The 22,077-nt window shown below is 69.7% G+C and carries 24 protein-coding genes, 1 tRNA gene and 1 pseudogene; 6 read left to right on the top strand and 20 right to left on the bottom strand.

Annotated features, from left to right (window positions below):
* Positions 1-177: 177 nt before the first annotated feature.
* The 5 genes from R2N01_RS06035 to R2N01_RS06015 all read left to right on the top strand — a co-directional run bounded on the left by R2N01_RS06035 (position 178) and on the right by R2N01_RS06015 (position 5,545).
* Positions 178-2,382, top strand: coding sequence for a transglycosylase domain-containing protein (locus R2N01_RS06035; RefSeq protein WP_316669478.1), 2,205 nt, complete (start codon positions 178-180; stop codon positions 2,380-2,382).
* 6 nt (positions 2,383-2,388) lie between these two features.
* Positions 2,389-3,300: a metallophosphoesterase gene (locus R2N01_RS06030; RefSeq protein ID WP_316669476.1), complete on the top strand. Its 912-nt coding sequence runs from the start codon at positions 2,389-2,391 to the stop codon at positions 3,298-3,300.
* A 71-nt stretch (positions 3,301-3,371) separates the two neighbouring features.
* A tRNA-Pro gene (locus tag R2N01_RS06025) sits at positions 3,372-3,445 on the top strand.
* A gap of 229 nt (positions 3,446-3,674) precedes the next feature.
* Positions 3,675-4,886, top strand: coding sequence for a histidine kinase (locus R2N01_RS06020; RefSeq protein ID WP_316669473.1), 1,212 nt, complete (start codon positions 3,675-3,677; stop codon positions 4,884-4,886).
* A complete protein-coding gene (locus R2N01_RS06015; RefSeq protein ID WP_316669471.1) occupies positions 4,883-5,545 on the top strand; it encodes a response regulator transcription factor in 663 nt (220 codons plus the stop codon). The genes R2N01_RS06020 and R2N01_RS06015 overlap by 4 nt, the downstream gene beginning before the upstream one ends.
* Before the next feature lie 18 nt (positions 5,546-5,563).
* Here R2N01_RS06015 and R2N01_RS06010 read toward each other — a convergent pair whose 3' ends face one another.
* From R2N01_RS06010 to R2N01_RS05955, 13 genes and pseudogenes are all read right to left on the bottom strand, one after another.
* Positions 5,564-6,028: an ABC transporter transmembrane domain-containing protein gene (locus R2N01_RS06010; RefSeq protein WP_316669470.1), complete on the bottom strand. Its 465-nt coding sequence runs from the start codon at positions 6,026-6,028 to the stop codon at positions 5,564-5,566.
* Between the two features lie 5 nt (positions 6,029-6,033).
* Entirely contained in the window at positions 6,034-6,285 is a 252-nt protein-coding gene (locus tag R2N01_RS06005) for an ABC transporter transmembrane domain-containing protein (RefSeq protein WP_316669467.1), read from the bottom strand.
* Positions 6,282-7,079 (bottom strand): hypothetical protein, encoded by a 798-nt coding sequence (locus R2N01_RS06000; protein ID WP_316669465.1) that lies wholly within the window; start codon positions 7,077-7,079, stop codon positions 6,282-6,284. Before R2N01_RS06000 ends, R2N01_RS06005 begins: the two co-directional genes overlap by 4 nt.
* Positions 7,076-7,816 carry an ATP-binding cassette domain-containing protein gene (locus tag R2N01_RS05995; protein ID WP_316669462.1) on the bottom strand — a complete coding sequence of 247 codons (741 nt, stop codon included), beginning with the start codon at positions 7,814-7,816 and terminating at the stop codon, positions 7,076-7,078. Before R2N01_RS05995 ends, R2N01_RS06000 begins: the two co-directional genes overlap by 4 nt.
* Before the next feature lie 57 nt (positions 7,817-7,873).
* Positions 7,874-8,617 (bottom strand): hypothetical protein, encoded by a 744-nt coding sequence (locus R2N01_RS05990; RefSeq protein ID WP_316669460.1) that lies wholly within the window; start codon positions 8,615-8,617, stop codon positions 7,874-7,876.
* A complete protein-coding gene (locus tag R2N01_RS05985) occupies positions 8,614-9,042 on the bottom strand; it encodes a lasso peptide biosynthesis B2 protein (protein ID WP_316669458.1) in 429 nt (142 codons plus the stop codon). The genes R2N01_RS05990 and R2N01_RS05985 overlap by 4 nt, the downstream gene beginning before the upstream one ends.
* The gene (locus tag R2N01_RS05980) at positions 9,039-9,248 is read right to left on the bottom strand and encodes a PqqD family protein (RefSeq protein WP_316669456.1); all 210 of its coding nucleotides are present in this window, start codon (positions 9,246-9,248) and stop codon (positions 9,039-9,041) included. The genes R2N01_RS05985 and R2N01_RS05980 overlap by 4 nt, the downstream gene beginning before the upstream one ends.
* A 64-nt stretch (positions 9,249-9,312) precedes the next feature.
* Positions 9,313-11,073, bottom strand: a complete 1,761-nt coding sequence (locus tag R2N01_RS05975; protein ID WP_316669454.1) for an asparagine synthase-related protein — start codon at positions 11,071-11,073, stop codon at positions 9,313-9,315.
* Positions 11,074-11,148: 75 nt separating this feature from the next.
* Entirely contained in the window at positions 11,149-11,274 is a 126-nt protein-coding gene (locus tag R2N01_RS05970) for a putative RiPP precursor (RefSeq protein ID WP_316669452.1), read from the bottom strand.
* A 302-nt stretch (positions 11,275-11,576) separates the two neighbouring features.
* Positions 11,577-11,909, bottom strand: coding sequence for an MFS transporter (locus tag R2N01_RS11460; protein ID WP_399553245.1), 333 nt, complete (start codon positions 11,907-11,909; stop codon positions 11,577-11,579).
* A 115-nt stretch (positions 11,910-12,024) separates the two neighbouring features.
* Positions 12,025-12,984, bottom strand: a pseudogene (locus tag R2N01_RS11455) (MFS transporter); the annotation flags it as partial.
* On the bottom strand, positions 12,981-13,772 hold the full coding sequence (locus R2N01_RS05960) for a TIM barrel protein (protein WP_316669447.1): 792 nt from the start codon (positions 13,770-13,772) through the stop codon (positions 12,981-12,983). The pseudogene R2N01_RS11455 and the gene R2N01_RS05960, both read right to left, overlap by 4 nt.
* Positions 13,769-14,026: a Gfo/Idh/MocA family oxidoreductase gene (locus tag R2N01_RS05955; protein ID WP_316669446.1), complete on the bottom strand. Its 258-nt coding sequence runs from the start codon at positions 14,024-14,026 to the stop codon at positions 13,769-13,771. Before R2N01_RS05955 ends, R2N01_RS05960 begins: the two co-directional genes overlap by 4 nt.
* A gap of 241 nt (positions 14,027-14,267) precedes the next feature.
* Between R2N01_RS05955 and R2N01_RS05950 the strand changes: the two genes are divergently transcribed.
* Positions 14,268-15,281, top strand: coding sequence for a LacI family DNA-binding transcriptional regulator (locus tag R2N01_RS05950; RefSeq protein WP_316669444.1), 1,014 nt, complete (start codon positions 14,268-14,270; stop codon positions 15,279-15,281).
* 30 nt (positions 15,282-15,311) lie between these two features.
* On the opposite strand, the gene R2N01_RS05945 is transcribed toward R2N01_RS05950, so the two are convergent.
* The 7 genes from R2N01_RS05945 to R2N01_RS05915 are packed head-to-tail and all read right to left on the bottom strand — an operon-like array spanning position 15,312 to position 21,732.
* Positions 15,312-17,105 (bottom strand): ABC transporter ATP-binding protein, encoded by a 1,794-nt coding sequence (locus R2N01_RS05945; protein WP_316669442.1) that lies wholly within the window; start codon positions 17,103-17,105, stop codon positions 15,312-15,314.
* 24 nt (positions 17,106-17,129) lie between these two features.
* A complete protein-coding gene (locus R2N01_RS05940; RefSeq protein ID WP_316669440.1) occupies positions 17,130-17,867 on the bottom strand; it encodes a hypothetical protein in 738 nt (245 codons plus the stop codon).
* Positions 17,864-18,727, bottom strand: a complete 864-nt coding sequence (locus R2N01_RS05935) for a hypothetical protein (protein WP_316669438.1) — start codon at positions 18,725-18,727, stop codon at positions 17,864-17,866. The genes R2N01_RS05940 and R2N01_RS05935 overlap by 4 nt, the downstream gene beginning before the upstream one ends.
* Before the next feature lie 4 nt (positions 18,728-18,731).
* The gene (locus tag R2N01_RS05930) at positions 18,732-19,442 is read right to left on the bottom strand and encodes an ATP-binding cassette domain-containing protein (protein WP_316669436.1); all 711 of its coding nucleotides are present in this window, start codon (positions 19,440-19,442) and stop codon (positions 18,732-18,734) included.
* On the bottom strand, positions 19,435-19,866 hold the full coding sequence (locus tag R2N01_RS05925) for a lasso peptide biosynthesis B2 protein (RefSeq protein ID WP_316669433.1): 432 nt from the start codon (positions 19,864-19,866) through the stop codon (positions 19,435-19,437). The genes R2N01_RS05930 and R2N01_RS05925 overlap by 8 nt, the downstream gene beginning before the upstream one ends.
* Complete coding sequence (locus R2N01_RS05920) at positions 19,863-20,123, bottom strand: PqqD family peptide modification chaperone (protein WP_316669431.1); 261 nt, start codon at positions 20,121-20,123, stop codon at positions 19,863-19,865. Before R2N01_RS05920 ends, R2N01_RS05925 begins: the two co-directional genes overlap by 4 nt.
* A gap of 31 nt (positions 20,124-20,154) precedes the next feature.
* Positions 20,155-21,732: an asparagine synthase-related protein gene (locus tag R2N01_RS05915; RefSeq protein ID WP_316669429.1), complete on the bottom strand. Its 1,578-nt coding sequence runs from the start codon at positions 21,730-21,732 to the stop codon at positions 20,155-20,157.
* Positions 21,733-22,077: the final 345 nt, after the last annotated feature.

Genomic DNA, 22,077 nt, shown 5'->3' with positions numbered 1-22,077 from the left:
GCCTGTCCCACCACCGGCCCCGGCCTCCGCACGGGGGCGCCCGGTGAGGACACCGTCCAAGCTACCCCAAGGGTGCGGGAACGGACCTGCGCCCGACCCGGCGGTCGAGCACGTCGACCCCGGTACCGTCCCGTGGCCGGGCGCTCCCTGATAGACGGGGCGGTTAGGCTTGGGCCCATGAGTGATCGACAGTCGAGCACCCGGCTCAACTCGATGCTGATGTTCTTGCTCGTCAGCGTCCTGTGCGGCGTCGTCGTGGCGGGCATGTGGATGCCCTTCGCGGGCGCTGCGTCCGCAGGCACGAAGACGATGGCGGCCAACCTGCGGAACGTTCCCGCCGATCTCACCGTGCCCCAGCAGGCCGAGGGCTCCAAGGTGCTGCTCGCCGACGGCTCGACGCTCGCCGAGTTCTACGACCAGAACCGCGAGTACGTCTCGCTCGACCAGATCTCCCCGCTCATGCAGAAGGCGCAGCTGGCCATCGAGGACCACCGCTTCTACTCCCACGGGGCCATCGACCTGCAGGGCGTGATCCGCGCCTTCGCCGGGAACGTCGTCGGCGGTGACATCAGCGGTGGCGGCTCGACCCTCACCCAGCAGTACATCAAGCAGGTGCGCATCCAGCTGGCCCAGGACAACAACGACGCCGAGGCCGAGGCCGCCGCCCAGGAGGCCACCCTCAGCCGCAAGATCCTCGAGATGCGCTACGCCGTGGCCCTCGAGGAGCAGCTCAGCGATCAACTCGGCTCTCTCGAGGCCGCCAAGGACCAGATTCTCGAGCGCTACCTCAACATCGCCTACTACGGCGACGGCGCCTATGGCGTCCAGGCAGCGGCCCAGCACTACTTCGGCATCAACGCCTCCGAGCTCGACCTGGAGCAGTCGGCCATGCTGGCCGGCCTCGTCCAGAGCCCCAGCGACACCGATCCGGTGAACAACACCCAGGCCGGCATCGACCGCCGCAACGTCGTGCTCGACCAGATGCTCAAGTGGGACCAGGAGGGCGTCTGGTTCGAGGGCGCCGGCCAGCTCACCCAGGAGGAGGTCGACGCGGCCAAGGCCACCGGCTTCGACGTGAGCAAGGTCACCGATGACTCCAGCGGCTGCACCGCCTCCCCCTACCCCTTCATCTGCCAGTACGTCGAGAACGTGCTCCTGTCCGACCAGATGAGCGATCTGGGCTCCACCGCCGACGAGCGCCAGCGCGCCCTCTACCGCGACGGCCTGACGATCCAGACGGTCATCAGCCCCGCGACGCAGGACGCGGCTCAGAACGCCATCAGCAATCTGGTCTCGGCCACGGACCCGGCCGTCTCGGTGGCCGTCATGATGGACCCGAAGACCGGTCTGATCAAGGCCATGGCCCAGTCCCGCCCGGCAATGGGCAACGACACCGACGCCGGCCAGACCTACTACAACTACGCCGTCGACCAGTCGATGGGCGGCGCCGAGGGCTATCAGGCGGGCTCGACCTTCAAGGCCTTCGTCGCGGCCGCGGCCATCGACGAGGGCTTCATCCCGAACCAGACGATCTACAACGCGCCCTCCAGCAAGGACTGGGCGGGCACCACTTTCAGGGGCTGCAGCGGCGACTTCTCGCTGACCAACTCCTGGAGTGTCTCGAACTCGTGGAAGACGGGCTCGATGAACCTCAACACCGCCATGGCCTACTCGGTCAACAACTACTTCGTGGCGCTGGAGCGCGACGCCGGCATCTGCGCCTCGGTGCAGATGGCCGAGAAGGTCGGCATGAAATTGGCCAGCAACGACGGCAGCACCCTCGAGGACTACGGGGACGTCGCCTCGTTCACCCTCGGCGCCCTCAATGTGACGCCCCTGTCGATGGCCGAGGCCTACGCCACCTTCGCCAACCGCGGCGTGCACTGCGATCCGATCATCCTGTCGTCCATCAGGACCGAGGACGGCACCGACATGGCCGTGCCGAGCGCCAACTGCCAGCAGGTGATCGACCAGAACACCGCCGACGGTGTGAACTCGGTGCTCAAGTCGGTGCTCCAATCCGGCGGCACCGGCTACGCCCAGCGCCTCTCGGGCGATTACGACCAGGCCGGCAAGACCGGTACCGCCGGCTCGACCGAGACCGAGTCGGCCGTGTGGTTCAACGCCTACACCCCCGATCTGGAGGGCGTCGCGATGATCTCCGTCGACTCCGGCGACGACTACTGGGAGGGCCGGTCCAAGACCCTGACCGGCCTGCGCCTGGCCAACGGCAGCTATCTGTCGGGCAACTCGACCACCGAGTCGGGCAGCATCTGGAAGTCCATGATGACGGCCGAGATCGCCAACATCACCAACCCGTCGAGCTTCGCGGGCTACACGCCCAAGAGCTCCACGCAGTCCGGTCTCTACACCGGGAGGTGATCCGCGATGCCCGCCCCCGCCCGAGTGATCGGCGCCGCCCTGGGCGGTACGGCCGCGTTCGGCGCCTGCATGATCGGCGCCGCCGCCGAGGCCCACGCCTTCCGCACGCACCACGTCGACGTCCCGGTGCTCGCACCGGGCTCGGCCCCGATCCGCGTGCTGCACATCTCCGACATCCACCTGCAGGCCCGCCAGCGCGACAAGATGGCCTTCCTGCGCCGCCTGGCCGACGAGAGACCCGACCTGGTCGTCAGCACCGGCGACCACATCACCCAGGGGCGGGCCATCGCCCCGCTCGCCGAGGCGCTCACGCCCCTCAGGGGTCTGCCCGGCGTCTTCGTCCTCGGCTCGAACGATTACGAGGCCCCGCTCTGGCGCAACCCGGCCGCCTACCTGTGGCGCACCACGGCCGACACGGACGACCATCCCCGCGTCGCCCTGCCCACCGGGCACCTGCGCGAACGACTGGAGGGCCTGGGCTGGACCGACCTCAACAACGCCTCGGCCCGCCTGCAGGTGGCCGGGCGCACCATCGCTCTGCGCGGCACGGACGACCCGCACATCGGCTTCGACCGCTACGAGCAGGTGGCCGGCCCCCTCGACCCCGGCGTCGAGTTGACGATGGGCGTCACCCACGCCCCGTACCGGCGCGTGCTCGACGCGATGGTCGACGACGGCATCGGCCTCGTCCTGGCCGGGCACACCCACGGCGGCCAGGTCTGCCTGCCGAACGGCCGGGCCATCATCACCAACTGCGACATCGACCCCGGGCGGGCCAGGGGGCTGCACCGCTGGGAGCACGAGGGGCACGAGGGCTGGCTGCACGTCAGCAACGGCATGGGCACCTCGCCGTTCGCCCCCTATCGCCTGTTCTGCAGGCCCTCGGCGACGCTGCTGCGGCTCGTGGCCGCCGAGTGAGGGCGCCGGTGACCGTCCCCGATTCGTCCTCCGGCGGCACCGTGGGCTAGACTGACCGCTGGCCGCAGCCGCGGGGTGTGGCGCAGTTTGGTAGCGCGCTTCGTTCGGGACGAAGAGGTCGCAGGTTCAAATCCTGTCACCCCGACCGTGAGCACCATGGGCAGGGTCCGGGTCGGGGCCCTGATGATCGGAGCCCCCGCCGCCCGGGATGCGGCACGGGCCCGCGGAGAACGGACCGGGCCGCCCCACTGCTTCAAGTTCAAGACGCGGGCGCCCGGGAGCGCAGGCGGGGCCGGACAGGCTGGACGCCGCGGTGCCGGAGGACTATAACAATGAAGTGACCCGCCGCGGCAGTGGAGGAGGTCCCCGCGGACATGAACGGCATGAACGGATGGCGTCCTTCTGCCGGCGGGATGGGGGCCCCGCACGGGGGCGGTGGTCCGGGCACCGGCCGCACGCCGCTCCCCCGTCGAGGGCTCCGCGGGCCGGTCTGGATCGATGCCGTCTCCGCCGTCCTCTACTTCGCCCTGAGCCCGCAGTTCGCCTCCCCCGCCGCAGGCGGCCTGCGAACCGACCTGCTGCTGAGCGGGGTCATCTCCGGTGTGCTCCTCGTCAGGTCCCGGTACCCGCGGGCGGTGATCGTGACCGTCCTCGCCCTGACCCTCGCGAAGGTCTCGCTCGGCGCGTCCGACGAGCCCATGATCGCGACCGGATGGGCCATGGCGGCCTACGTCGCGACCCGGCCCCCGCGCGGCGGGAAGACCCTGGTGGCGCTCCTCACCGCCGCGAGCATGCTGCTCGCCCTGTTCATCGGCGGCTCCCAGGCGGAGGACCCGGACGACGGGCCGCGGGTTCTCCTGTCCCTGCTGAGCATCGTCGCCGGCGTCGCCATCGGGGCGAACTCCGCGGCGGTGCGGGAGTCGTCCGCACGGGCGGCCCAGGCGCGAGCGGACGAGAGGACCCGGGGCGAGCGGCTGCGGATCGCACGCGACCTGCACGACGTCACGTCCCGGACACTCGTCTCCATCGGCGTGCAGGCCGGAGTCGCGGCCGCGGCCGGGCCCCGGTCCGAGAACCTCCGGAAGACCCTGCTCGCCATCGAGGAGCAGAGCAAGGACGCCGCGGACGAGATCCGCACCATGCTCGTGTCCCTCCGTTCCACCTGCCCGGACGCCACCCCGCCCGCGCCCCTCCGGAAGAGGGTGGATGACGTGATCGCGTCGGCCGGCAGGGCCGGGGTGACCTGCACGACGGAGCTGGACCTGCCGGCCGCTGCGAGCCCGCAGGTCGAGGACACGCTGTGCCGGGCGCTGGAGGAGGCGCTCACCAACGTCGCGAAGCACACGGCTTCGAGATGCGCGGACGTGCGGATATCGCGCCGCGCCGACGGCGGGCTCGTCGAACTCGTGGTCGAGGACGCCGGATCCGGGGCACCGGGGCCGTGGACGGGGAGGGGCCTCGGCCTCGCGGGCATGTCGGAACGCGTGAGCGAGCTGGGCGGCGCGCTCCGGCTCGGGCCCTCCCGGACGGGCGGTACCCGGCTCTGCGTCGAGCTGCCGCTCACCGCCGAGCGGAGCCGGCATTGACGGGCCCGAAGATCTCCGTAGTGGTCGTCGAGGACGACGACCTCATCCGCTCGGCATTCGAAGCCCTTGTCAACGCCCAGCCGGACATGGCCTGCACGGGTACGGCACCGGACGGGTTCACCGGTGTGGAACTGGCCCGGAGCCGCCGGCCGGACGTCGTCCTGATGGACATCCAGATGCCCCGCCTCGACGGCATAAGCGCGACCGCCCGGATCTGCCGGGCCACCGGGAATACGCGTGTCGTGGTCCTGACGACCTTCGACGTCGAGGACAATCTGATGGCCGCGCTCAGGGCGGGGGCCTCGGGCTTCCTCTCGAAGACGTGCCGCACGACCGAGATGCTCGACGCGATACGGGCGGCGAGCGCAGGGGACTCGCTCATCTCGCCCCATCTCATCGGTCACCTCATCAAACGCGCGCTGGCGGACCATGCGTCGGCCCCCGGCCCGGCCCGGCCCCACCTGGTGCCGCCGCTCACGCCGAGAGAGGCGGAGCTGGCCGCCCTCGTCGGGCGGGGCCTCTCCAACGAGGAGATAGCCGGCGCGCTCCGGCTCTCGCCGGCGACCGTCAAGACCTACGTGAGCCGGCTGCTCGCCAAGACCGGGAGCCGGGACCGCGCGCAACTGGTCATCTACGCCTACGAGCACGCCCTCGCGTAGCCGGCGTCCGCACGGGGCTCACGCGAGCAGCTGGTGCTCGGCCAGCTCCTGGCGCTCCCCGCCCGACAGGGTGATCCCGTTCGGGCCGACTTCCGCGTCAAGCCCCCTCTCGTCGCGCCCGACGAGCCCCATGAGATTGACCGTTCCGAGGACCGACAGGCACTCCGCCTCGCCCGCGCCCGGGGTCGCGATCCCGGACACCGGCGACATCACCGCCGCGACCCTCGCCGACTGCAGGCCCGCCGTCCTGGCGCGAGCCGCGTGCCCGAGAATCGTCTCCTCCTCGCGGCACGTCGCATTCGCCGCGCGCACCGTCCGGACGGTGTTCAGGGTGCGCTCGGCGGCCGAGGCGAGCAGACCGACGGCCGCCTGGACGCGGGTGCTCGCACGCCGGACCCTCGTGCCGAGGCCGAAGACGACGAGGAGGGTCAGCGCCACGACGCCGAGCGTGACCCCCAGGAGCACGGGGTCGATGAGGGCCATCGCGATCAGGGCGCCGGCGAAGGGGACGGAGCCCCCAGCGCGGCGACCAGCCCCTGCGCCAGCGCGACCCTCAGCATCGTGGCGTCGCTGGTGAGCCGGGGGACCAGGTCGGCGGGGCGCCGATGATCGTACTCGGCCATGGGGAGGCGGAGCATCCGCCGGATGAGCCGCCGGCGCGCGCCCAGCACGACTTGCTCGCCCACGCGCTGCAGGAGATATTGCTGGAAGGCGCCGAGCGCGCCGGGCCCGCCGGTCATTCAACGCTCACCTGCCCTCCCCCGACGTCGCGAAGGCGCAGGAGGAGTCCCGCCGCAAGGGTTGCGGCAAGGGCCCACGCCGCGAGGACCAGGGTGGACGCCCCGGTCCCCAGCGACGGCCGGTTCGGCAGTCCGAGCGCCTGCTCGGGGTTGAACATCTGCATGCCGATCACGGTCGGCAGGTACTGGAACATCGGGCTGATGAGCAGCAACGCCATGCCGGCGAAGGCGAGCAGCACCATGAGCGCGAGCGCGACGGCCTGGGAGCGCAGGATGACCGCGACGCCCGAGGAGACGACCCCGAGCAGGACCCAGTAGACGACGGCAAGGCCGAGGCGCCCCGCATACGCCCCGAACGCATCGGACGACCGCAGCACGGACTGCGGACCCAGGCCGATCTGGTAGGCCACGACGACGATGACGTCGTGGCCGACGGCCAGGACGGCGTTCACCAGCGCAGCGATGATCAGCTTCGCGGCCAGGAGCCTCCCCCGCGCCGGGACGGCGAGAACGGAGATGGCGAGCTGGCCGCCCGTGTACTCGCTCGAGACGATGAAGACGCCGATCAGGATGGGGACAGGGGCGAAGAGCAGAAGATTGCTCAGGCCCGTCGTGGCCGCCGTCACGCCCTCGGCGAGGGCGCTCGAGTTGGCCAGGAGCGCCTTCGTGGACCCGGGCGCATCGGCCAGCGCGTAGGCCACGAAGAGCAGCGCCCCCACGACGACCGTGAGCCGGAGCGGGCGGAGCGTCAGCGCCTTGACGGTCTCGCCGGCCAGGATCCGTCTGAAACTCATGTTCGATCACCCGGGCCTTGGTCGGTGCCCTGCCGGCGGGAGGATTCGAGACGGGCGAAGAACGCCGCTTCGAGCGAGCCGTGCTCCCGGGCCATGTCCTCGGTGGTCCCCTGCCCGATCAGCCGGCCCCGGTCCATGAGCACGACGCGGTCGGCGATCATCTCGGTCTCGCCCATGAGGTGCGAGCTGAGCAGCACCGTGCGCCCGTCCCGGGCGAGCCCCGTCAGAAGGCCGCGCAGCCACTGGATGCCGACCGGGTCCAAGCCGTTCGCGGGCTCGTCGAAGATGAGGACCTGCGGGTCGCCGATCAGGGCTGTGGCGATCCCCAGCCGCTGCTGCATCCCGAGGGAGAACGACCGGACCCGGCGCCTCCACGTGCCCGGCTGGAGGTCCACCATCTCCAGGACCTGTTTCACCCGGGCCGGCGGGAGGCCGTTGGTGCGCGCCACCCAGCGCAGCTGGTCGAGCGCGGTTCTCGACGGATGCGCGCCGGAGCCCTCGAACTGCGCGCCGACGACCCGCATCGGCACGGCATGGTCCCGGTAGCGGCGCCCGGCCACGGTCACGGAGCCGGAATCGGCCCGGTCGAGGTCGCACATGATCCGCATCAGCGACGACTTCCCGGCGCCATTCGGCCCGAGCAGCCCCGTCACCATTCCCGCCTCCGCGGTGAAGCTCACGTCATCGACCGATACGACGTCCCGATGCCTCTTGGTCACTCCGTCTACGACGATCATTGTCTGCCTTTCTCAATACGAACGAGCTGAACGGGCTGGGAGGACACGTTTCCCGCCTCAGTCCGCGTCGCGGCGGACGTAGACGGCCAGGCACACCGACACGATGACGACAACCTGGAGGGCGGCCGAGACCAGCTTCACGACGGTCGGCGTCGTCCCGTCGAGGTAGGCGCTCCTGAAGACCTGGTCGAGGGCGCCGCCGAGCACGTGGATCCGCTGCGTCAAGAGGCTGGAGACGCCGAGGGTCCAGGCGAGTACGGGGACGATCGCTGCGACCATGCTCCGCGCCGCCGCGGTCACGGACGCCGAGACGACCCCGATGAGAACCCAGTAGGCCGCCAGCCAGCAGAACCGGTCGGGGCTGGGCGGGTCCGACGCGCCCGGGGGTCCTCCCCCACCGGCGAGGAGGAGGGGCAGGACCGCTGCGCACGCGCACAGGACCGCCGCCGCGGCGCACAGGAGCACGACCGTCGTCGTCTTCGCCGCCGCCAGCGTGCGCCGGCCGGGGACCGCCAGGAGGGCCAGGCGCCGCGGGCCGGTGCCGTCGTCCTGGCCGAACACCCACGCGCCGATCAGGACGGGCACGACCTGACCCATGTTCAGTACAAACATCGGCCAGTCGCCGACCCGTGTCCCGCCGGTCTCCCCGGCCCGGCCGAGCGCGGTGAACCGCGCCGTCTGGATGACCGCGAACGACGTCACGACCAGCACGCCGAGGGCGCCGATCCAGATCGTCCGGCGCAGGCCGGAAAGGCTCGACGACTTCCGCAGTTCCCCTGCGAGCGGCCCCGCGCAGCTCATCGTCCGGCTCCGTCCCCCCGGGGTTCGACCACGACCACCCGCGTGTACGAGGCGACCTCGGGCATCTCGTCCACGGGAGCGCCGTCGACCTCCACCCAGGCATGCGCGGCGAAGGGGTCCACGCGGAAGCCCGTGCACCAGGTCGGGACGTGGCCGCGCAGCCGGCAGAGGACGAACACGGCGATCGAGCGGACGAGGCACTGCATGCCAGCCGCCGCGGTGCTCGCACGGCAGATTTCGGCACGAGACCTCCGTGCCTCGTCGAAGGTGGACGGCCTGGCGCCGCGGGAGAGGAGCCGGAGCACGGCGCGGAGCCTGTCGGGCCGAAGAAGGCTGAGGAGCTTCGCCAGGGCGACGCACACCAGGGCGAGCGGGCCGCGTCTGCGCTCAGACCCCGCCTCCTCGAACATCATCGTCATGCTCATCGTGCGCGCACCTCGATGACCTTCTTCTCGACGAGCTCCGCCAGCAGCACCGCGGCATCGTCGCCGGCCGTGCCGGCCGGCACGTCGTACGTCTCGACGAGCATGCGGACGACGTCGCGGTGCGGGTGCGGATCGGAGAGGAACCGGACCACGTCCGCCGCCACCTCGTTCAGCATCAGGTACTCGCCGCCGGTCGGTGCGAACACGACCGCCCCGCTCCCCGCGGCGGCCGATAGGGCGCATCCCCGCCGCAGGACGTAGGCGCGCCCCTCACATGACTGATCGCGTCCATCGTTCAACTTCGGTGATCCTTTCAAGGTCGAACAGATCGGTGTTCTGCTGGATTCCGCGGTCGATCAGGGCGCGGATCCCATCGGCGTCGATCAGGCCCAGGTCGGCGAGGGCGGACTCGGAGAAGAACTCACGGACCCGCTCCCGGCGCCGCCCGAACTCCGAATAGAGGTCGTTCGAGTACTCGCCCTTGTCGCGGCGGCTGAAGAAGTCGTGCGGAACGACGTCGTGCAGCGCGGCGGAGAGGAGGGGCTTGCCGACCCCCTCGGGGCCGGCGGTCCCGTCGACCATCCTGAGCCGTTCCGTCAGCACCGAGTCGTCCACGAACGGCGACTCCCAGCGCATGGCCCTGCCGAACAGCTGGTTGACGCTTCGCCTCACCGCGCCTTGGAAGAGGAGGCCCTCCACCACCTGGTGATGGCCGTGCGTCGCCGCATAGGGTTCCACGTCCTCCGGCACGTCCTGGAGGCCGGATCGGATCAGCCGCCGGGCCTTCTCGCTGACCAGGCGGGGGACGCGGATCGGGGGCGCCCACCCGCACACGGCGGTGGGATCCTGGGCGCCGGCCGGCGATGCCAGCGCCTCCGCCTGCCGGTGCAGCTGCGCGCCGAGCCCGCTGGACTCCGACAGCGCCTCACGAGTCTGGCGCCGCCCCCACCGCTGCATCGATCGTGCGCGGGCCGCCAGCCGTCTGCGGCCCTTCAGCCCCGCACGCCAGGCGGCATGCAGCGAACCGGGGAGGAAGGTGAACAGCTCATCGCCGCCGAGCCCGTTGAAGTGGACCGGGGACGCGTACGACTGGCCCAGGCGCCGGGCGAGCTCGTCGACGTACGCGTAGTTCGACCGCCAGGCCAGGGGCTCGTCGCAGTCCGACTGCCGACCGGCGGCCCGGGTGCAGGCGGCGAAGGCCGAAGAGGTCTCGCTGAAGGAGACGAGGGCGGAATGGTCCACGCCCGCAAGATCGGCCAGTGCCCGCCGGGCCCATGCCATGTCGGCGTTCCCGGAGTCAGCGGAGAACGAGCTGAACGCCGAGAAGGGCAGTGCCAGGGAATGCAGGAGATAGGCGAGGGACATCGAGTCCAGCCCGCCCGAGATGTCGCAGGACAGATGGTCCGCGCCATCGGCACGCGCGCGGACCGAGTCCTCCAGAGCGGTCCTCAGGCGACCGGCCGTGTCCTCGAGGGACAGGTTCTGCTCCGGGGCGCGCCACCAGCGGGCGAGCGTCACGCCGCCGCCGGAGACCGTCAAGCATTCGTCCGGCCGCGTCGTGTGGACGCCCGACCAGAAGCTGGAAAGCCCGAGCGGCCAGCTCGGCACGGAGGCGCACAGCGCCAGGGCGACGCGCCCCGGGTCGAGGGGCCTGCCGGCGAGTCCCGCCAGACGATCCGCGCGGTCCGACACGAGCACCGTGCCGCGCCACCGGGTCCAGTGGACGCGACGGGCCGCCGAGAGATCGCCGCGCGCCCTCATGCCGCCGGGCTCCGAGACGAAGACCCATGGCGCTCCGGGGATCACCGTCTCGATGGCGGGCGGCGCTGCGCAGTGCTCCGTGCGGTGCGGGCCGATCACAGCGGTCACCGTCTGCGCGGACTCGAAGAAGCGGCAGGGTTCGTGGCCGGTGTCCCCGAGTATCCACGGCCTGCCGGTGCGGTGATGCGCCAGCGGGGGGCCGAATGTCTTGGCGAGTGCGTCGACCGATGCCCCACCGATGTCCTCGTCGGGCAGGAGAACGACAGTCATCGTGCGATCATCCATGAGGCCGGCTCCTGGGCGCCGTCCTCGAGGCCGGGACGGCGCCCAGGAGCCATGGGCCGGTCAGCCGATGCAGATGAACGCGTGACCGCCGAAGACGTCGCGGCACTTCCCGAACCAGACTCCCCGGGTGCTGCCCCGGAAGGTGCCGATGGTGGTGACCGTGGGGGTTGTGTAGATCTTAGCCACGTGGATCCCCCCCTGGGTGCCGCGCCGCCCGGCCCAGCCGGCGATGCACCGGATGCGTACGCATCGGGTCCAGCAGTCCCGCCGGACCGCTGGCAGTCAGCATCCCGCCCCGCGGGACCCCGGCACCACCCACTGCGGGGGACGGCCGGTGTCAACTTCGGGGGAGGCGCCGGGCCCGCCGCACCGCCGGGGCCGCGGCCCGAGCGGCGGGACTCCGCCCGGGACACCCGGTCGGCCGCCCCGGTTCGCCGCCCCTCGGGATTCGAACGGCGAGGGGGCCGGGCCCGCCGGCGAGGGAGGACTTACGAGTAGACCTCCTCGAAGTGCCGTTCCAGCGACTCCAGCGAGTGGCCGAAGGTCTCCGGCAGGAGCCGCCAGTAGTAGATGAGCGAACCGACGTTCACCGCCGCGAAGACGAAGAACACATTGCCCTGCACCGCCGCGATGAGATTGGGGAAGGCGAAGGAGACGATGACGTTGCCGATCCAGTTGCAGAACACGGCGATGCCGTTCGCGATGCCGCGCACCCGCATGGGGAAGATCTCCGCGAGCATGAGCCAGAAGGTCACGCCGATGAAGCACTGCATGAAGAACAGGAAGCACAGCATGAAGAACAGCACCAGGCAGCTGCGCACGGTCGTCTCCGGCAGGAGGAAGGCCAGGCCGAGGGCGGTGAGCGAGGCCACGCAGCCCGTCGCCGGTGATGATCATCCGGCGGCGCGGCAGCCTGTCGAGGAAGAACGTGATGCCGACGTACACCGAGGCGACCGAGACCACGCCGTTGGCGATCGTCGCTACGAGGGAGGCCTGCGTGCCGAGCCCGGTGGAGATGAGGATCGTCGGCGCGTAGTACATGATGCCGTTGACGCCGGTGAGCTGGGAGAGGAAGGCCAGCCCGATGCCGATGAGCGTGATCTTGCGGACCCAGGGGATGCGCAGATCTGCCCGGCTCCCCCGCCCGACGGCGCGCTCCTCCTCGACGCGGCGGATGATGTCCCGGCCCTCGTCCTCGACGTCATCGGTCATGCGCACCTGGTCGAGCACGTCCCACATCCGCTTGACGCGATCCTTCGTGGCGAGCCAGCGCGGCGACTCGGGGAGCAGGTGGATGCCGATCCACAGTCCGATGGCGGGGATCGTCGCGATGACGAGCATCCACCGCCACGCGTGGGCCTGCGGCCAGAGGGTCGCGATGACCGCATTGCACGTGTAGGCGGCGAGCTGGCCGGTGACGATCATGAGCTCGTTGCGCGAGACCATCGTCCCGCGGATGGCCACGGGGGACATCTCGGACAGGTAGACCGGCACCGTGGCGGACGCGCCGCCCACCCCGAGGCCGAGGATGAAGCGGAAGGCGACGAGCACGTCCCTCGACGGCGACAGGGCGCAGCCGAGCGCCCCGATGAGGAAGATGACGGCCACCGTCATGATGTTCCTCCTGCGGCCGAAGCGGTCGGACAGCCGCCCGCCGATCACCGCGCCGAGGGTCAGGGCCGTCGTGACGAGGGATTCGTCGAAGGTCGACAGGGCGAGTCCGCCGTCGGCCCGGGGCTCGCGCAGGAAGGGCAGCGCGCCGGAGATGACACCGGTGTCGTAGCCGAAGAGCAGGCCGCCGAGGGTGGCGATCGAACGGATCACGAGCAGGCGCCGGTCGACCCTGCGCCTCTGCTCCTCGGCGGGCACGGGCGCCGTCGGGGCCCGGCCGCTCATGTCCTGGCCTCCGCCGAGAACGCCGCGACGAAGTCGTCGAGGGCCGCACCGGAGTCGCCGGAGGCGAAGGCCTCCATGGCGACGACGCCGTCGTAGCCCATCCGGTGCAGGCCGCGGGCCACCCCCGCGTAGTTGATCTCGCCGGTGCCGGGCTGGCAGCGCCCGGGGACGTCGGCCACCTGGATCTCCCCGATCCAGGGCAGGGACTCGCGGCAGGTCTCGATGAGGTTCCCCTCGCCGATCTGGCAGTGGTAGAGGTCGAGGTTCATCCGGAGGTGGGGCGAGTCCACGGCCCTGACGAGCGCGCGGGTGTCCCTGGCCAGGGCGAAGGGCGTGCCGGCGTGGTCCACGGGGAGGTTGAGGTTCTCCAGGGTGAACACGCGCCCGGCCTGGCGGCCTATCTCGGCGAGCCGGGCCAGGGTGTCGCGCGCCCTGAGCCACATGTCCGGTGTGACCACCTGGACGGGACGGACCGGATGGCCCTCGCCGTCGAGTCCGGTGCCGTGGACGTTGAGGCGGGGGCTGTCGATGACCTCGGCGGCCTCCACCGAGCGTCGGGCCGAGTCGAGGAATTCACCGATGGCGTCGTCGTCGGTGAGGTTCCCGCTGATGTATCCGGTCATCGAGGAGAAGGCGGCGCCGGTGGCGGCGAGGGCCTTCAAGTCCTTGGCGGTCCAGTCCCAGATCTCGACTTGGAGCCCGCGCGCGGCGATCTTCTCGACCCGCTCGACGAACGGGAGATCGGTGTGGATCATCTCGGCGCATGCGGCCAGGGTCAGGGTGCTCACCGCAGGACCTCCTCGATGGTGACGGAACGGTTCTCCTGGACGGAGACGATGACCGCACGGGCGACGGCCAGTGCGCCGAAGCCGACCTGGAGGGTGACACCGAGTTCGCCGGCCGGGGCGGTGACGGCGTCGGTACGGGGATCGACGACGGCTGCGAGCTCGGCCCCGGGCGCTTCCCGGACGATCGCGCGGGCGTGACGGGTGCCGATGCGGCCCGGACCGACGAGCGCGGGACGGATGGGTGAGGTGATCACATGAACTCCTTCGTTCGTGTCTGCCCGGTGCTGGACGTTAAGCTAGCACGTTCTAATAATCAGATGGAAGAACCTCTTTCGCACATCACACAACATACCTAGCCAAATCCATTATTCGTTCACGAAATGCGACAATCCATCTTGGCACGTTCTAGTTGAATACGGAACTCCATGGGCTCTCCGGGAGGGTGCTCTAGGCTTGCCGCAGACACGGGGCGCCGGTGGGGGCGGGAGGGACACGATGGCACGACGCGGTGAGCACGGCAGGCAGAGCCCGACGCTCGTCGAACTCGCCGAGGCCGCGGGGTGCTCCACCTCGCTCGCCTCGATCGTCATGCGCGGGGCGCCGGGGGCCTCGGACGCCACCCGGAAGCGCGTCGCGGACGCGGCCGCCAGGATCGGTTACCGGCCGGACCAGCGCGCCCGGAGCCTGAGGCGGACCACCTCGGACCTCATCGGCGTCGTCTATTACGTCTCCGAGCCCTTCCACGCCGATCTCGTCGAGGGCCTGTACGAGGCCGAGGGGGACGGCTTCGATCTCGTCCTCGGCGCAGTCGGGACCGGGCGCGACGTGGGACAGGCGATCGAGCCGCTCCTACGCCAGCGGTGCGAGGCGATCATCCTCATCGGCTCGATGCTGCCCGTGGCGCGATTGCGCCGGATCCGGGAGGAGGTGCCCCTGGTCCTCGTGGCCCGCCGGGTCCGGGCCGCGGGGATCGACGTGGTGCGCACGGACGACCGCGACGGGCAGCGCCTGGCCGTCGAGCACCTCGTCGGTCTCGGGCACCGGGCGATCGCCTATGTGGACGGCGGCCAGCACCCCGGGGCCGCGAGCAGGCGCCGCGCCTACCGGGACACGATGGCCGCGCACGGGCTGGCCGGGCGGGTCCGCGTGGTGCCCGGCGGGAACACCGAGGAGGAGGGCATCCGCGCCACCCGCCGGCTTCTCGACGAGGGCGAGCGCCCGACGGCGATCGCCGCCTTCAACGACCGCGCGGCCACCGGGGTGCTCAACATGCTCGTCCGCAGGGGGGTGCGCGTGCCCGGAGACGTCTCGGTCATCGGTTTCGACGACGCGCGCATCGCGCGCACGACCGTCGTCCCGCTGACCACCATCCGCCAGGACACCAAGCTCATGGCCCGCATCGCGCGCGAGCGCGCGGCAGGACTGGCCCGTCAGCGCTTCGTGGCCGGGGAGCAGGTCCTCGTCCCCGAGCTCACCGAGCGGCGGAGCACGGGCCCGGCGCCGGGCTGATCCGGCGGTCGTGGCAGGCCGGGTGAGACCTCATTCCCCGGACCGGCTCGGGTCCCCGCCGATGTGCTGCAGTCGGACCAGCTCGGCGTACAGGGCGCAGTTCTCCATGAGTTCGGGGTGGGTCCCCGAGTCGACCACACGACCGTTGTCCATGACGACGATCCGGTCGGCGTCGAGGACGGTGGACAACCGGTGGGCGATGACGATCACGGCACGGCGCGCCCGCGCGCGGACGACGACGTCCTGCAGAGCGGCCTCGTTCCCGCTGTCGAGATTGGAGGTCGCCTCGTCGAGCATGAGGATGGGGGCGTCGGACAGGAGAGCGCGAGCAATGGCCAGACGCTGCCGCTCCCCGCCGCTGAGCAGGACGCCGTTCTCCCCGATCTCCTGATCGAGGAATTCCTCCGACGGCAGGCCCGGGGGGATCAGGTTGCAGTCCGCGAGCACCCGGATGCACTCCTCGTCGGTCGCGCCACGGCGCCCCAGCAGCAGATTGTCCCTGATCGTGCCCGAGAGCGCGGGGGCGTCCTGCTCCACATAGGCGATCCGGCTCCGGATGGCGTCCCTGCTGCATGACGCCGCATCCCGTCCGTCGAAGAGAATACGACCGCGAGTCGGATCGTAGAACTGCTCGACGAGGCCGAACACGGTCGTCTTCCCCGCGCCGCTCGGCCCGACGAAGGCGGTCATTCCCGTACCAACATCAAATGTGACGTCATCCAGTACCACGGGGCCTGCCGGGGAGTTCGGGTAGGAGAAGCCGACGTGGTCAAAACTGACGACGCTGCCGCAGGCGTCCGCGCCCGCGTCGTCCGCGGGAGGCGGCACGGTCTCTCGGCGCCCCTCCGGAGGCATGTCGAGAACGGACTTGACGCGATCGAACGATCCGAGTGCCCGGTTGAGGGACGTCGTGATCGTGGCGAGCATCATCATCGGCGCGACGATGAGCATCACGTACATCACGAATGCGCTCAGCTGCCCGACGCTCATCCTGCCGGATGCCACGCGCAGTCCGCCGACGCCGATCACCCCGAGGAGCACGATCTGCACCGCGACTCCCACGAAGGAACTCACCATCGCCTTGAGCCAGGCGATCCGCAACCCGGCATCACGAGTGCTCCGCGCATCGGAGACGGCGTGCTCGACCTCATCCGCGGTGGCGCACGTGGCACGAATCGTACGGATCGCGGCCAAGGACCGATCGATCCGGGCAGTCAAGCGCCCCAGACGCCGCTGCTGCTCGTAGGCGGCCGGACGGGACCGTCTGCCCAGGAGCAGACTGACGACCGCCAGGACGACCGCCACGGCGATGACGACGAGCAGCAGCACGGGATCGATGAGAGCCATCATCGCCACTGCGGCCAGGACGGTGACCGACTGGGAGCAGAGCTCGATGACACCCTGGCTGATGACGTCTCGCGAAACAGCGACATCAGTGGTGACTCGTGCGACGAGGTCTCCTCGCCGATTCGCGTCGACGACCGCGATCGGGAGATTGAGCAGACGATCGATCACCCGGGATCGCAGTGCGAACGAGAACTGTTCGCCACTGCGCTCGAGGATGAGTTGCTGCACGGATGTGAGCAGCGCCGACAGGACGAGCAGAGCGATCAGGACCGTCAGGGGGAGCCTCAGCGAGCGGCGCCCGTAGCCGTCGATGACCTGCGACACCATCAACGGCTGGGCCGCACTCGCCAGGGAGCCGAGTATCCCCAGGACCAGGGCGCCCGCGAGCGACCTCCCGAGTGGTTTGACATAGGGCCACACGCCGCTCAACCCGACCGGTTCATGATCGATTCCGGCCGGCCGATCAGGATCTGTCATGGCGCCCCACCCCCTATCCATTTCCTATCCATTTCCGTGCAGGAGACGAATCGTGTAGAACGCAGCCGCAACGACCGCCCAGCCCGCCAGCTCGAGAACGGCCGTGACCCGTCCGGGCCCGGTGAGAGCGGCACCGCATGCGGAATAAGGGAGCAGCCGTACCAGTAGAGGGCACCACCGGCCCACCCGGGGCAGCAGGAGGACGGGGACCAGAGACAGAATGCTGACCGCCAGCACCGCGTTCGACAGGATGACCGACAGGGCCATCCCCACCAATGCGAAGGCCACGACCGCGAAGAGATATCCCGTCAGCAGGGCCCACGCCGGCGGCGCAGGCGAGTGACCGGCCCCCGGGTCGGTCCACGAACGGATCAACCGGTCCACGCCCCCGATGGCCAGGGCCGGGGGCGCCACCGTCATGATGAGCGACGCAATGCGCGCCCCGGCCAGGACCCCCCGGCGGGGAACGGCGAGAAGGGAGACGGCGGCGTCCCCGCCCCGGTCCATCGCACCGGCCAGACACCCCCCCAGACAGCCGAGGGCGACGAGCCCGACGAGTCCGAGGGTCCCCGGGAGCCTGTGCGGCTGCTCCCCGCCGGTCGATATCGTCATCCCGCCCAAGGAGGCCGGAACGACACCGACCAGGAGGGCAATGGCGCCGAGTGCCCTCGTGCGGGGGAGGGTGAGCACTCTGGTCGTCTGGGAGAAGAACACGGACCGGACCCATGCAGAACTGCTGACGCGCTCCGGCGGAGTACTCATACGGTCTCCCGTCGGGTGTCGTGGATCATCACGGCCAGTACCGATACGCCGAGCCAGACCGCGAGAATCATCATCCCCGCCGCAGCGCCGGGCTCCCCCGCCTCCCGCTGATAGCCGAACAGGAACGTCTTGGCGGCGACCATGGGGAGGGCGTTGTTCGCGCCCTGGCCGATGATCCTGAGGAGACCGGACACGGAGACGACGGCCTGCGCCACGATGAACATCGCCCCCCCGAAGGTGCTGCGCGTCAGCATGGTGGCGGCGAGTGCCGTCACCGCCATGACGCATGCGACCAGCATGATGCGCAGGCATACGAGGGCCCCTGCCACGGAAATGACGACTGCACGGACCGGGGCAGGCAGCATGAACCACAGAACGGCGTCGGAGAGCAGGAAGACGACGATCGTCGAGCCGACCGTCGCCACGAGCGCGAACGCGATCCTGGCAGTCGCCAGGCGAATCCGCGAGGGAACCGCCAGGGTCATCAGCTGGAATTGGCCCCGACCAGACCGGTAGTCCTGACCGCAGGCCAGGATCAGCAGCAGGGGGAAGAAGACGGCCATGCTCTGGTAGGGGGCCGAGAGAATCATGTCGTCCACATAACGGTCCAGCGGCACCGACGCCCCCAGGTCGTCCAGGACCATGCCGTCGTGGAACGTGGGCAGCGCCTCCCGGGCGAGGATCACGCCGTTGTAGGCGAAGTAGACGTTCAGGGCCGAGACAACGATGAGGCCGATCCACCAGGAGCGCAGGGTCAGTATCTTGATCGCCTCCATCGCGACGGCGGCGCGCCATGCCACGAGCGGGCTCTCCCCGGTGGGCGCCTCCTCCCGATGCGAAGACAATGCGGGGGCGACCACGGGATCAGATCCCTTCGGTCTTGTTCAGAAGGCGGAAGTACGCCTCCTCCAGGCTCGCACAGCCCGCGCTGACCCGATCGAGCGCGCCGTCGGCGATGACGCGGCCACGGGAGAGGATGACGACTCGATCCGTCATGCTCTCGAGTTCTCTCATGAGATGACTGGACACCAGCACGACACCGCCGCGGTCGGCATGGCCGCGAACCAGGGCGCGCAACCACCGGATACCATCGGGGTCGAGCCCGTTGAAGGGTTCGTCGAGGATCAGGGTCTGCGGATCGCCCAACAGGGCGGTGGCCATTCCCAAACGTTGTTTCATCCCCAGTGAATAACCCTTGACCCGCCTCCTGGCGTCTCCCGACAGGCCGACGAGATCAAGGACCTCACCGATCCGCGTGCTGGGAATCCGATTGCTCCGGGCCACCCACCTGAGCTGATCGACAGCACGGCGCTCCCCGTCGGGGACGATGCCGTCGAGGAGCGTACCGACCTGGCGCAGGGGGTACGGGCCCAGATCACGATACCTGCGCCCCGACACAAGGGCCTCCCCCGAGGTCGGCCTGGTCAACCCGACGAGCATGCGCAGGGTCGTGGTCTTGCCCGCCCCATTCGGGCCCACCAACCCGGTCACGCAGCCGTTCGGGGCCATGAACCCGACGCCATCGACGACCCGACGGCCCGAGTACTCCTTGACGAGATCGTGAGCGTCAATCATCGCGGCCCCTCCACCGCGGCCTGACCTCGATCGCCTTGTAGTACCCGGCCACCTGCTCGGGCTCGTCGACGGGGACGCCATCGACCTCCACCCAGGCATGAGCGAGAAACGGCGCCATCTGGAATCCAGTGCACCACACCGGGGTTCTTCTCACCAATCCACCGAGCAGCATCACCGCCACGGATCGTTGGAGGCATCCCTTCCCCGCGCACCTCCTGTTCACGACGTTCACGGCGTTGCGCCAGTCGGACACCTCATCCGCCCCGGCGGGAGAGGTGCCGCGGCACACGAATCCGAGGATCATCGAGATCACGGTCGGCGGCAGCAGGCAGATCGGCCGGGCCGCGGCGGCCGCCGCCCGAGCGGCCAGCCTCATGCGCGGCGCAGCCTCGCGACGGGCCTGGGGCATCAGCGGAGCGCTCACCCGGACCTCCTTATCAGATGCGCCCTGCGCAGGTCCGCCAGCAGACGTGCGCAGTCACGCAGGACCTGGTCCGGGTCGGCACCGGTGTCCCTCGCGATGTCAGCCCCCACCGCCTCAAGACGTCTTCCCCGTTCGAGCGCCTCGATGACGCGCACCGCCGTGTCGTTGACATGCCAGTAGACCCCTCGGACGGTGTCCAGGAGCACCACCCCCTCGGTGGTGGACGTGATGGTGACATTCTTGTTCAGAAGGCTCATTCCAGCTCCTCGTGTTCCCGGGGGAACCGAATCAGTGCCCGGCGGAGAAGGACCTGAGCCAGCGCTCCACCATCTCCACCCTCAGCAGATCCTCATAGCCCATGCCATCGGGCGAGTAGGCGGACAACTCCCGATTCAACGTGTCCAAATCGATCAGCCCCATGTCCGCCAGGACCGATCCCTCGGAGAGCAGTCCCCGGATCCTGGTCCGGGACGAGCTGAACGCCACAAATTTCTCGAACGAGTACTCGCCCTTGTCGCGTCGCTGAAAATAATCCACGGGCATGTTCTCCGGACGGGCCGCGGCCAGCAGGGGCTTGATCAAGCCGGCGCGGAATCTGTCCGCGATCCTCAAACGCATGGCGATCGCAGTCACACGATCATCCAAGTACGGACTGGCGAACCTCACCCCGGAATCGGCGGGCACCATCTGGCCAGTGCGCCGGATCAATGCGCCGTGATGAAGCGTGGCGCCCCTGACCTGATGCGAGGTGCGGTCCGGGTGGAGCATCAGGTCGGCTCGACCCGCATGTTGCAGCGTCCGCTCCGAAAACCTTTCCCGGGCCTCAGCAGTCAGATATCCGGGAAGTCTCATCGCCGGAACCCAGCGGGCACCCTCGACGAACATGTCAGAGGATCCCGCAGCGGCCCCGCGCGCGATTCGCAGCAGGTCCGATTCAGGTCCCTCATGCCGCATGACGTGCCGCACGACGGCACCGCGCCCAAACTTGTTCATCTGCCCCCACGAGAAGACATCACGCAGACCGCGCCGAACGTGCGAGTGCGCCATGGACCACGCCATCGCAGGCATCGCGGCGAAAAGCTCGTCCCCACCGTGTCCATTGACATGCGTCACCGTCCCGGAGCCCCTGTACAGTCGAACCATCTCATCGACGAGAGCAAGATGGCGGGCATCATCACTCGGCCCCTCGGGCATCCGCGCGAAGAGATCCCCCGTAAGTCTGTCCCAGTTCTCCTCGACCGTCATCGAGGCATAGTCATAAACCCTGTGCCTGCTCCCCACGTCCCGAGCCGCTCGATCCGACCAGATGCAGTCGGAGTTCGAGGCGTCGGCCGTCTTGAAGAACAGGGTGTTGATGTCCGCGGAGCACTGGCGGGCCGTGTAGACGAGGGTCGTGGAATCCAGGCCCCCCGACAGATCCATGCTCAGCACGTCTGACGATGACGCTGCCGAACTCACCGTTTCCAGCAGCGTGTCATGCAGCACGGGGGACAGGGACTCGACAGCATCATCCGGATCAGGAGTGCGCCACCACGAGACCTCGTCGACATCCCCGGCGGTCGTGATCCTCAACCAATTCCCCGGATGCACCATGTTGACCCCGTCCCAGATGACGCCCTCCGAGAACGGGTAATCCATCTGGGCCTCGGTCAGCCGGACGACCAGCTCATCCCGGTTCACCACGGGCCGGATCCGGCGGTACAGCGCCTCCTGCCGATCGCTGACGAGGATCTCACCCTCATGTCGAGCCCAGAAGACGGCACTCGTACCGCTTGCGGGTCCCTGAATCCTGACCGTACCCGAGGAGTCATGTGCAATGACCGGTCCCCCGTCATGCACAAGACCGCCCAGGTCGAGTTCCGCCACACAACCGCAATCAGCCGGTGACAGCACTGGCGAGGAGTCCCTCGCCCAGTCGGAGAAAGCAGTCACCTGGACATCCCGCGATCGCCATGTCCGCACGTGGGCATCCGCAGGAATGATCACCCTGCCGGCCCCCGGCGCAACCATGGGAGATGCTCCGTGAGATTCTTGCGCAGCACCTTCAACCGTCTGCCCGCACCTGCTTCCGCCGGTGACGTACAGGAACGACACGAGTGACTCCACCTCCACCTCGTACGTCAGGAATCGGGGGGGGGGGGGGGGCGCGGGGGGGGGCCCCCCCCCCCCACCGGCCCCCAAACGGCGGGGAGCAAGACAAGAACACAACAC

It is taken from the genome of uncultured Propionibacterium sp. (assembly GCF_963539965.1).
Classification (GTDB): Bacteria; Actinomycetota; Actinomycetes; order Propionibacteriales; family Propionibacteriaceae; genus Propionibacterium.
The sequence above is the reverse complement of the archived record's forward strand: the minus strand, read 5'-3'. Positions and strand labels throughout refer to the sequence as shown.

Excerpts from the sequence above, each read along its gene's own strand:
- R2N01_RS06035 (WP_316669478.1), top strand. The coding sequence starts at position 178 with ATGAGTGATCGACAGTCGAGCACCCGGCTCAACTCGATGCTGATGTTC.
- R2N01_RS06030 (WP_316669476.1), top strand. The coding sequence starts at position 2,389 with ATGCCCGCCCCCGCCCGAGTGATCGGCGCCGCCCTGGGCGGTACGGCC.
- R2N01_RS06020 (WP_316669473.1), top strand. The coding sequence starts at position 3,675 with ATGAACGGCATGAACGGATGGCGTCCTTCTGCCGGCGGGATGGGGGCC.
- R2N01_RS06010 (WP_316669470.1), bottom strand. The coding sequence starts at position 6,028 with ATGGCCCTCATCGACCCCGTGCTCCTGGGGGTCACGCTCGGCGTCGTG.
- R2N01_RS06005 (WP_316669467.1), bottom strand. The coding sequence starts at position 6,285 with ATGACCGGCGGGCCCGGCGCGCTCGGCGCCTTCCAGCAATATCTCCTG.
- R2N01_RS06000 (WP_316669465.1), bottom strand. The coding sequence starts at position 7,079 with ATGAGTTTCAGACGGATCCTGGCCGGCGAGACCGTCAAGGCGCTGACG.
- R2N01_RS05995 (WP_316669462.1), bottom strand. The coding sequence starts at position 7,816 with ATGATCGTCGTAGACGGAGTGACCAAGAGGCATCGGGACGTCGTATCG.
- R2N01_RS05990 (WP_316669460.1), bottom strand. The coding sequence starts at position 8,617 with ATGAGCTGCGCGGGGCCGCTCGCAGGGGAACTGCGGAAGTCGTCGAGC.
- R2N01_RS05985 (WP_316669458.1), bottom strand. The coding sequence starts at position 9,042 with ATGAGCATGACGATGATGTTCGAGGAGGCGGGGTCTGAGCGCAGACGC.
- R2N01_RS05975 (WP_316669454.1), bottom strand. The coding sequence starts at position 11,073 with ATGACTGTCGTTCTCCTGCCCGACGAGGACATCGGTGGGGCATCGGTC.
- R2N01_RS05950 (WP_316669444.1), top strand. The coding sequence starts at position 14,268 with ATGGCACGACGCGGTGAGCACGGCAGGCAGAGCCCGACGCTCGTCGAA.
- R2N01_RS05945 (WP_316669442.1), bottom strand. The coding sequence starts at position 17,105 with ATGACAGATCCTGATCGGCCGGCCGGAATCGATCATGAACCGGTCGGG.
- R2N01_RS05940 (WP_316669440.1), bottom strand. The coding sequence starts at position 17,867 with ATGAGTACTCCGCCGGAGCGCGTCAGCAGTTCTGCATGGGTCCGGTCC.
- R2N01_RS05930 (WP_316669436.1), bottom strand. The coding sequence starts at position 19,442 with ATGATTGACGCTCACGATCTCGTCAAGGAGTACTCGGGCCGTCGGGTC.
- R2N01_RS05920 (WP_316669431.1), bottom strand. The coding sequence starts at position 20,123 with ATGAGCCTTCTGAACAAGAATGTCACCATCACGTCCACCACCGAGGGG.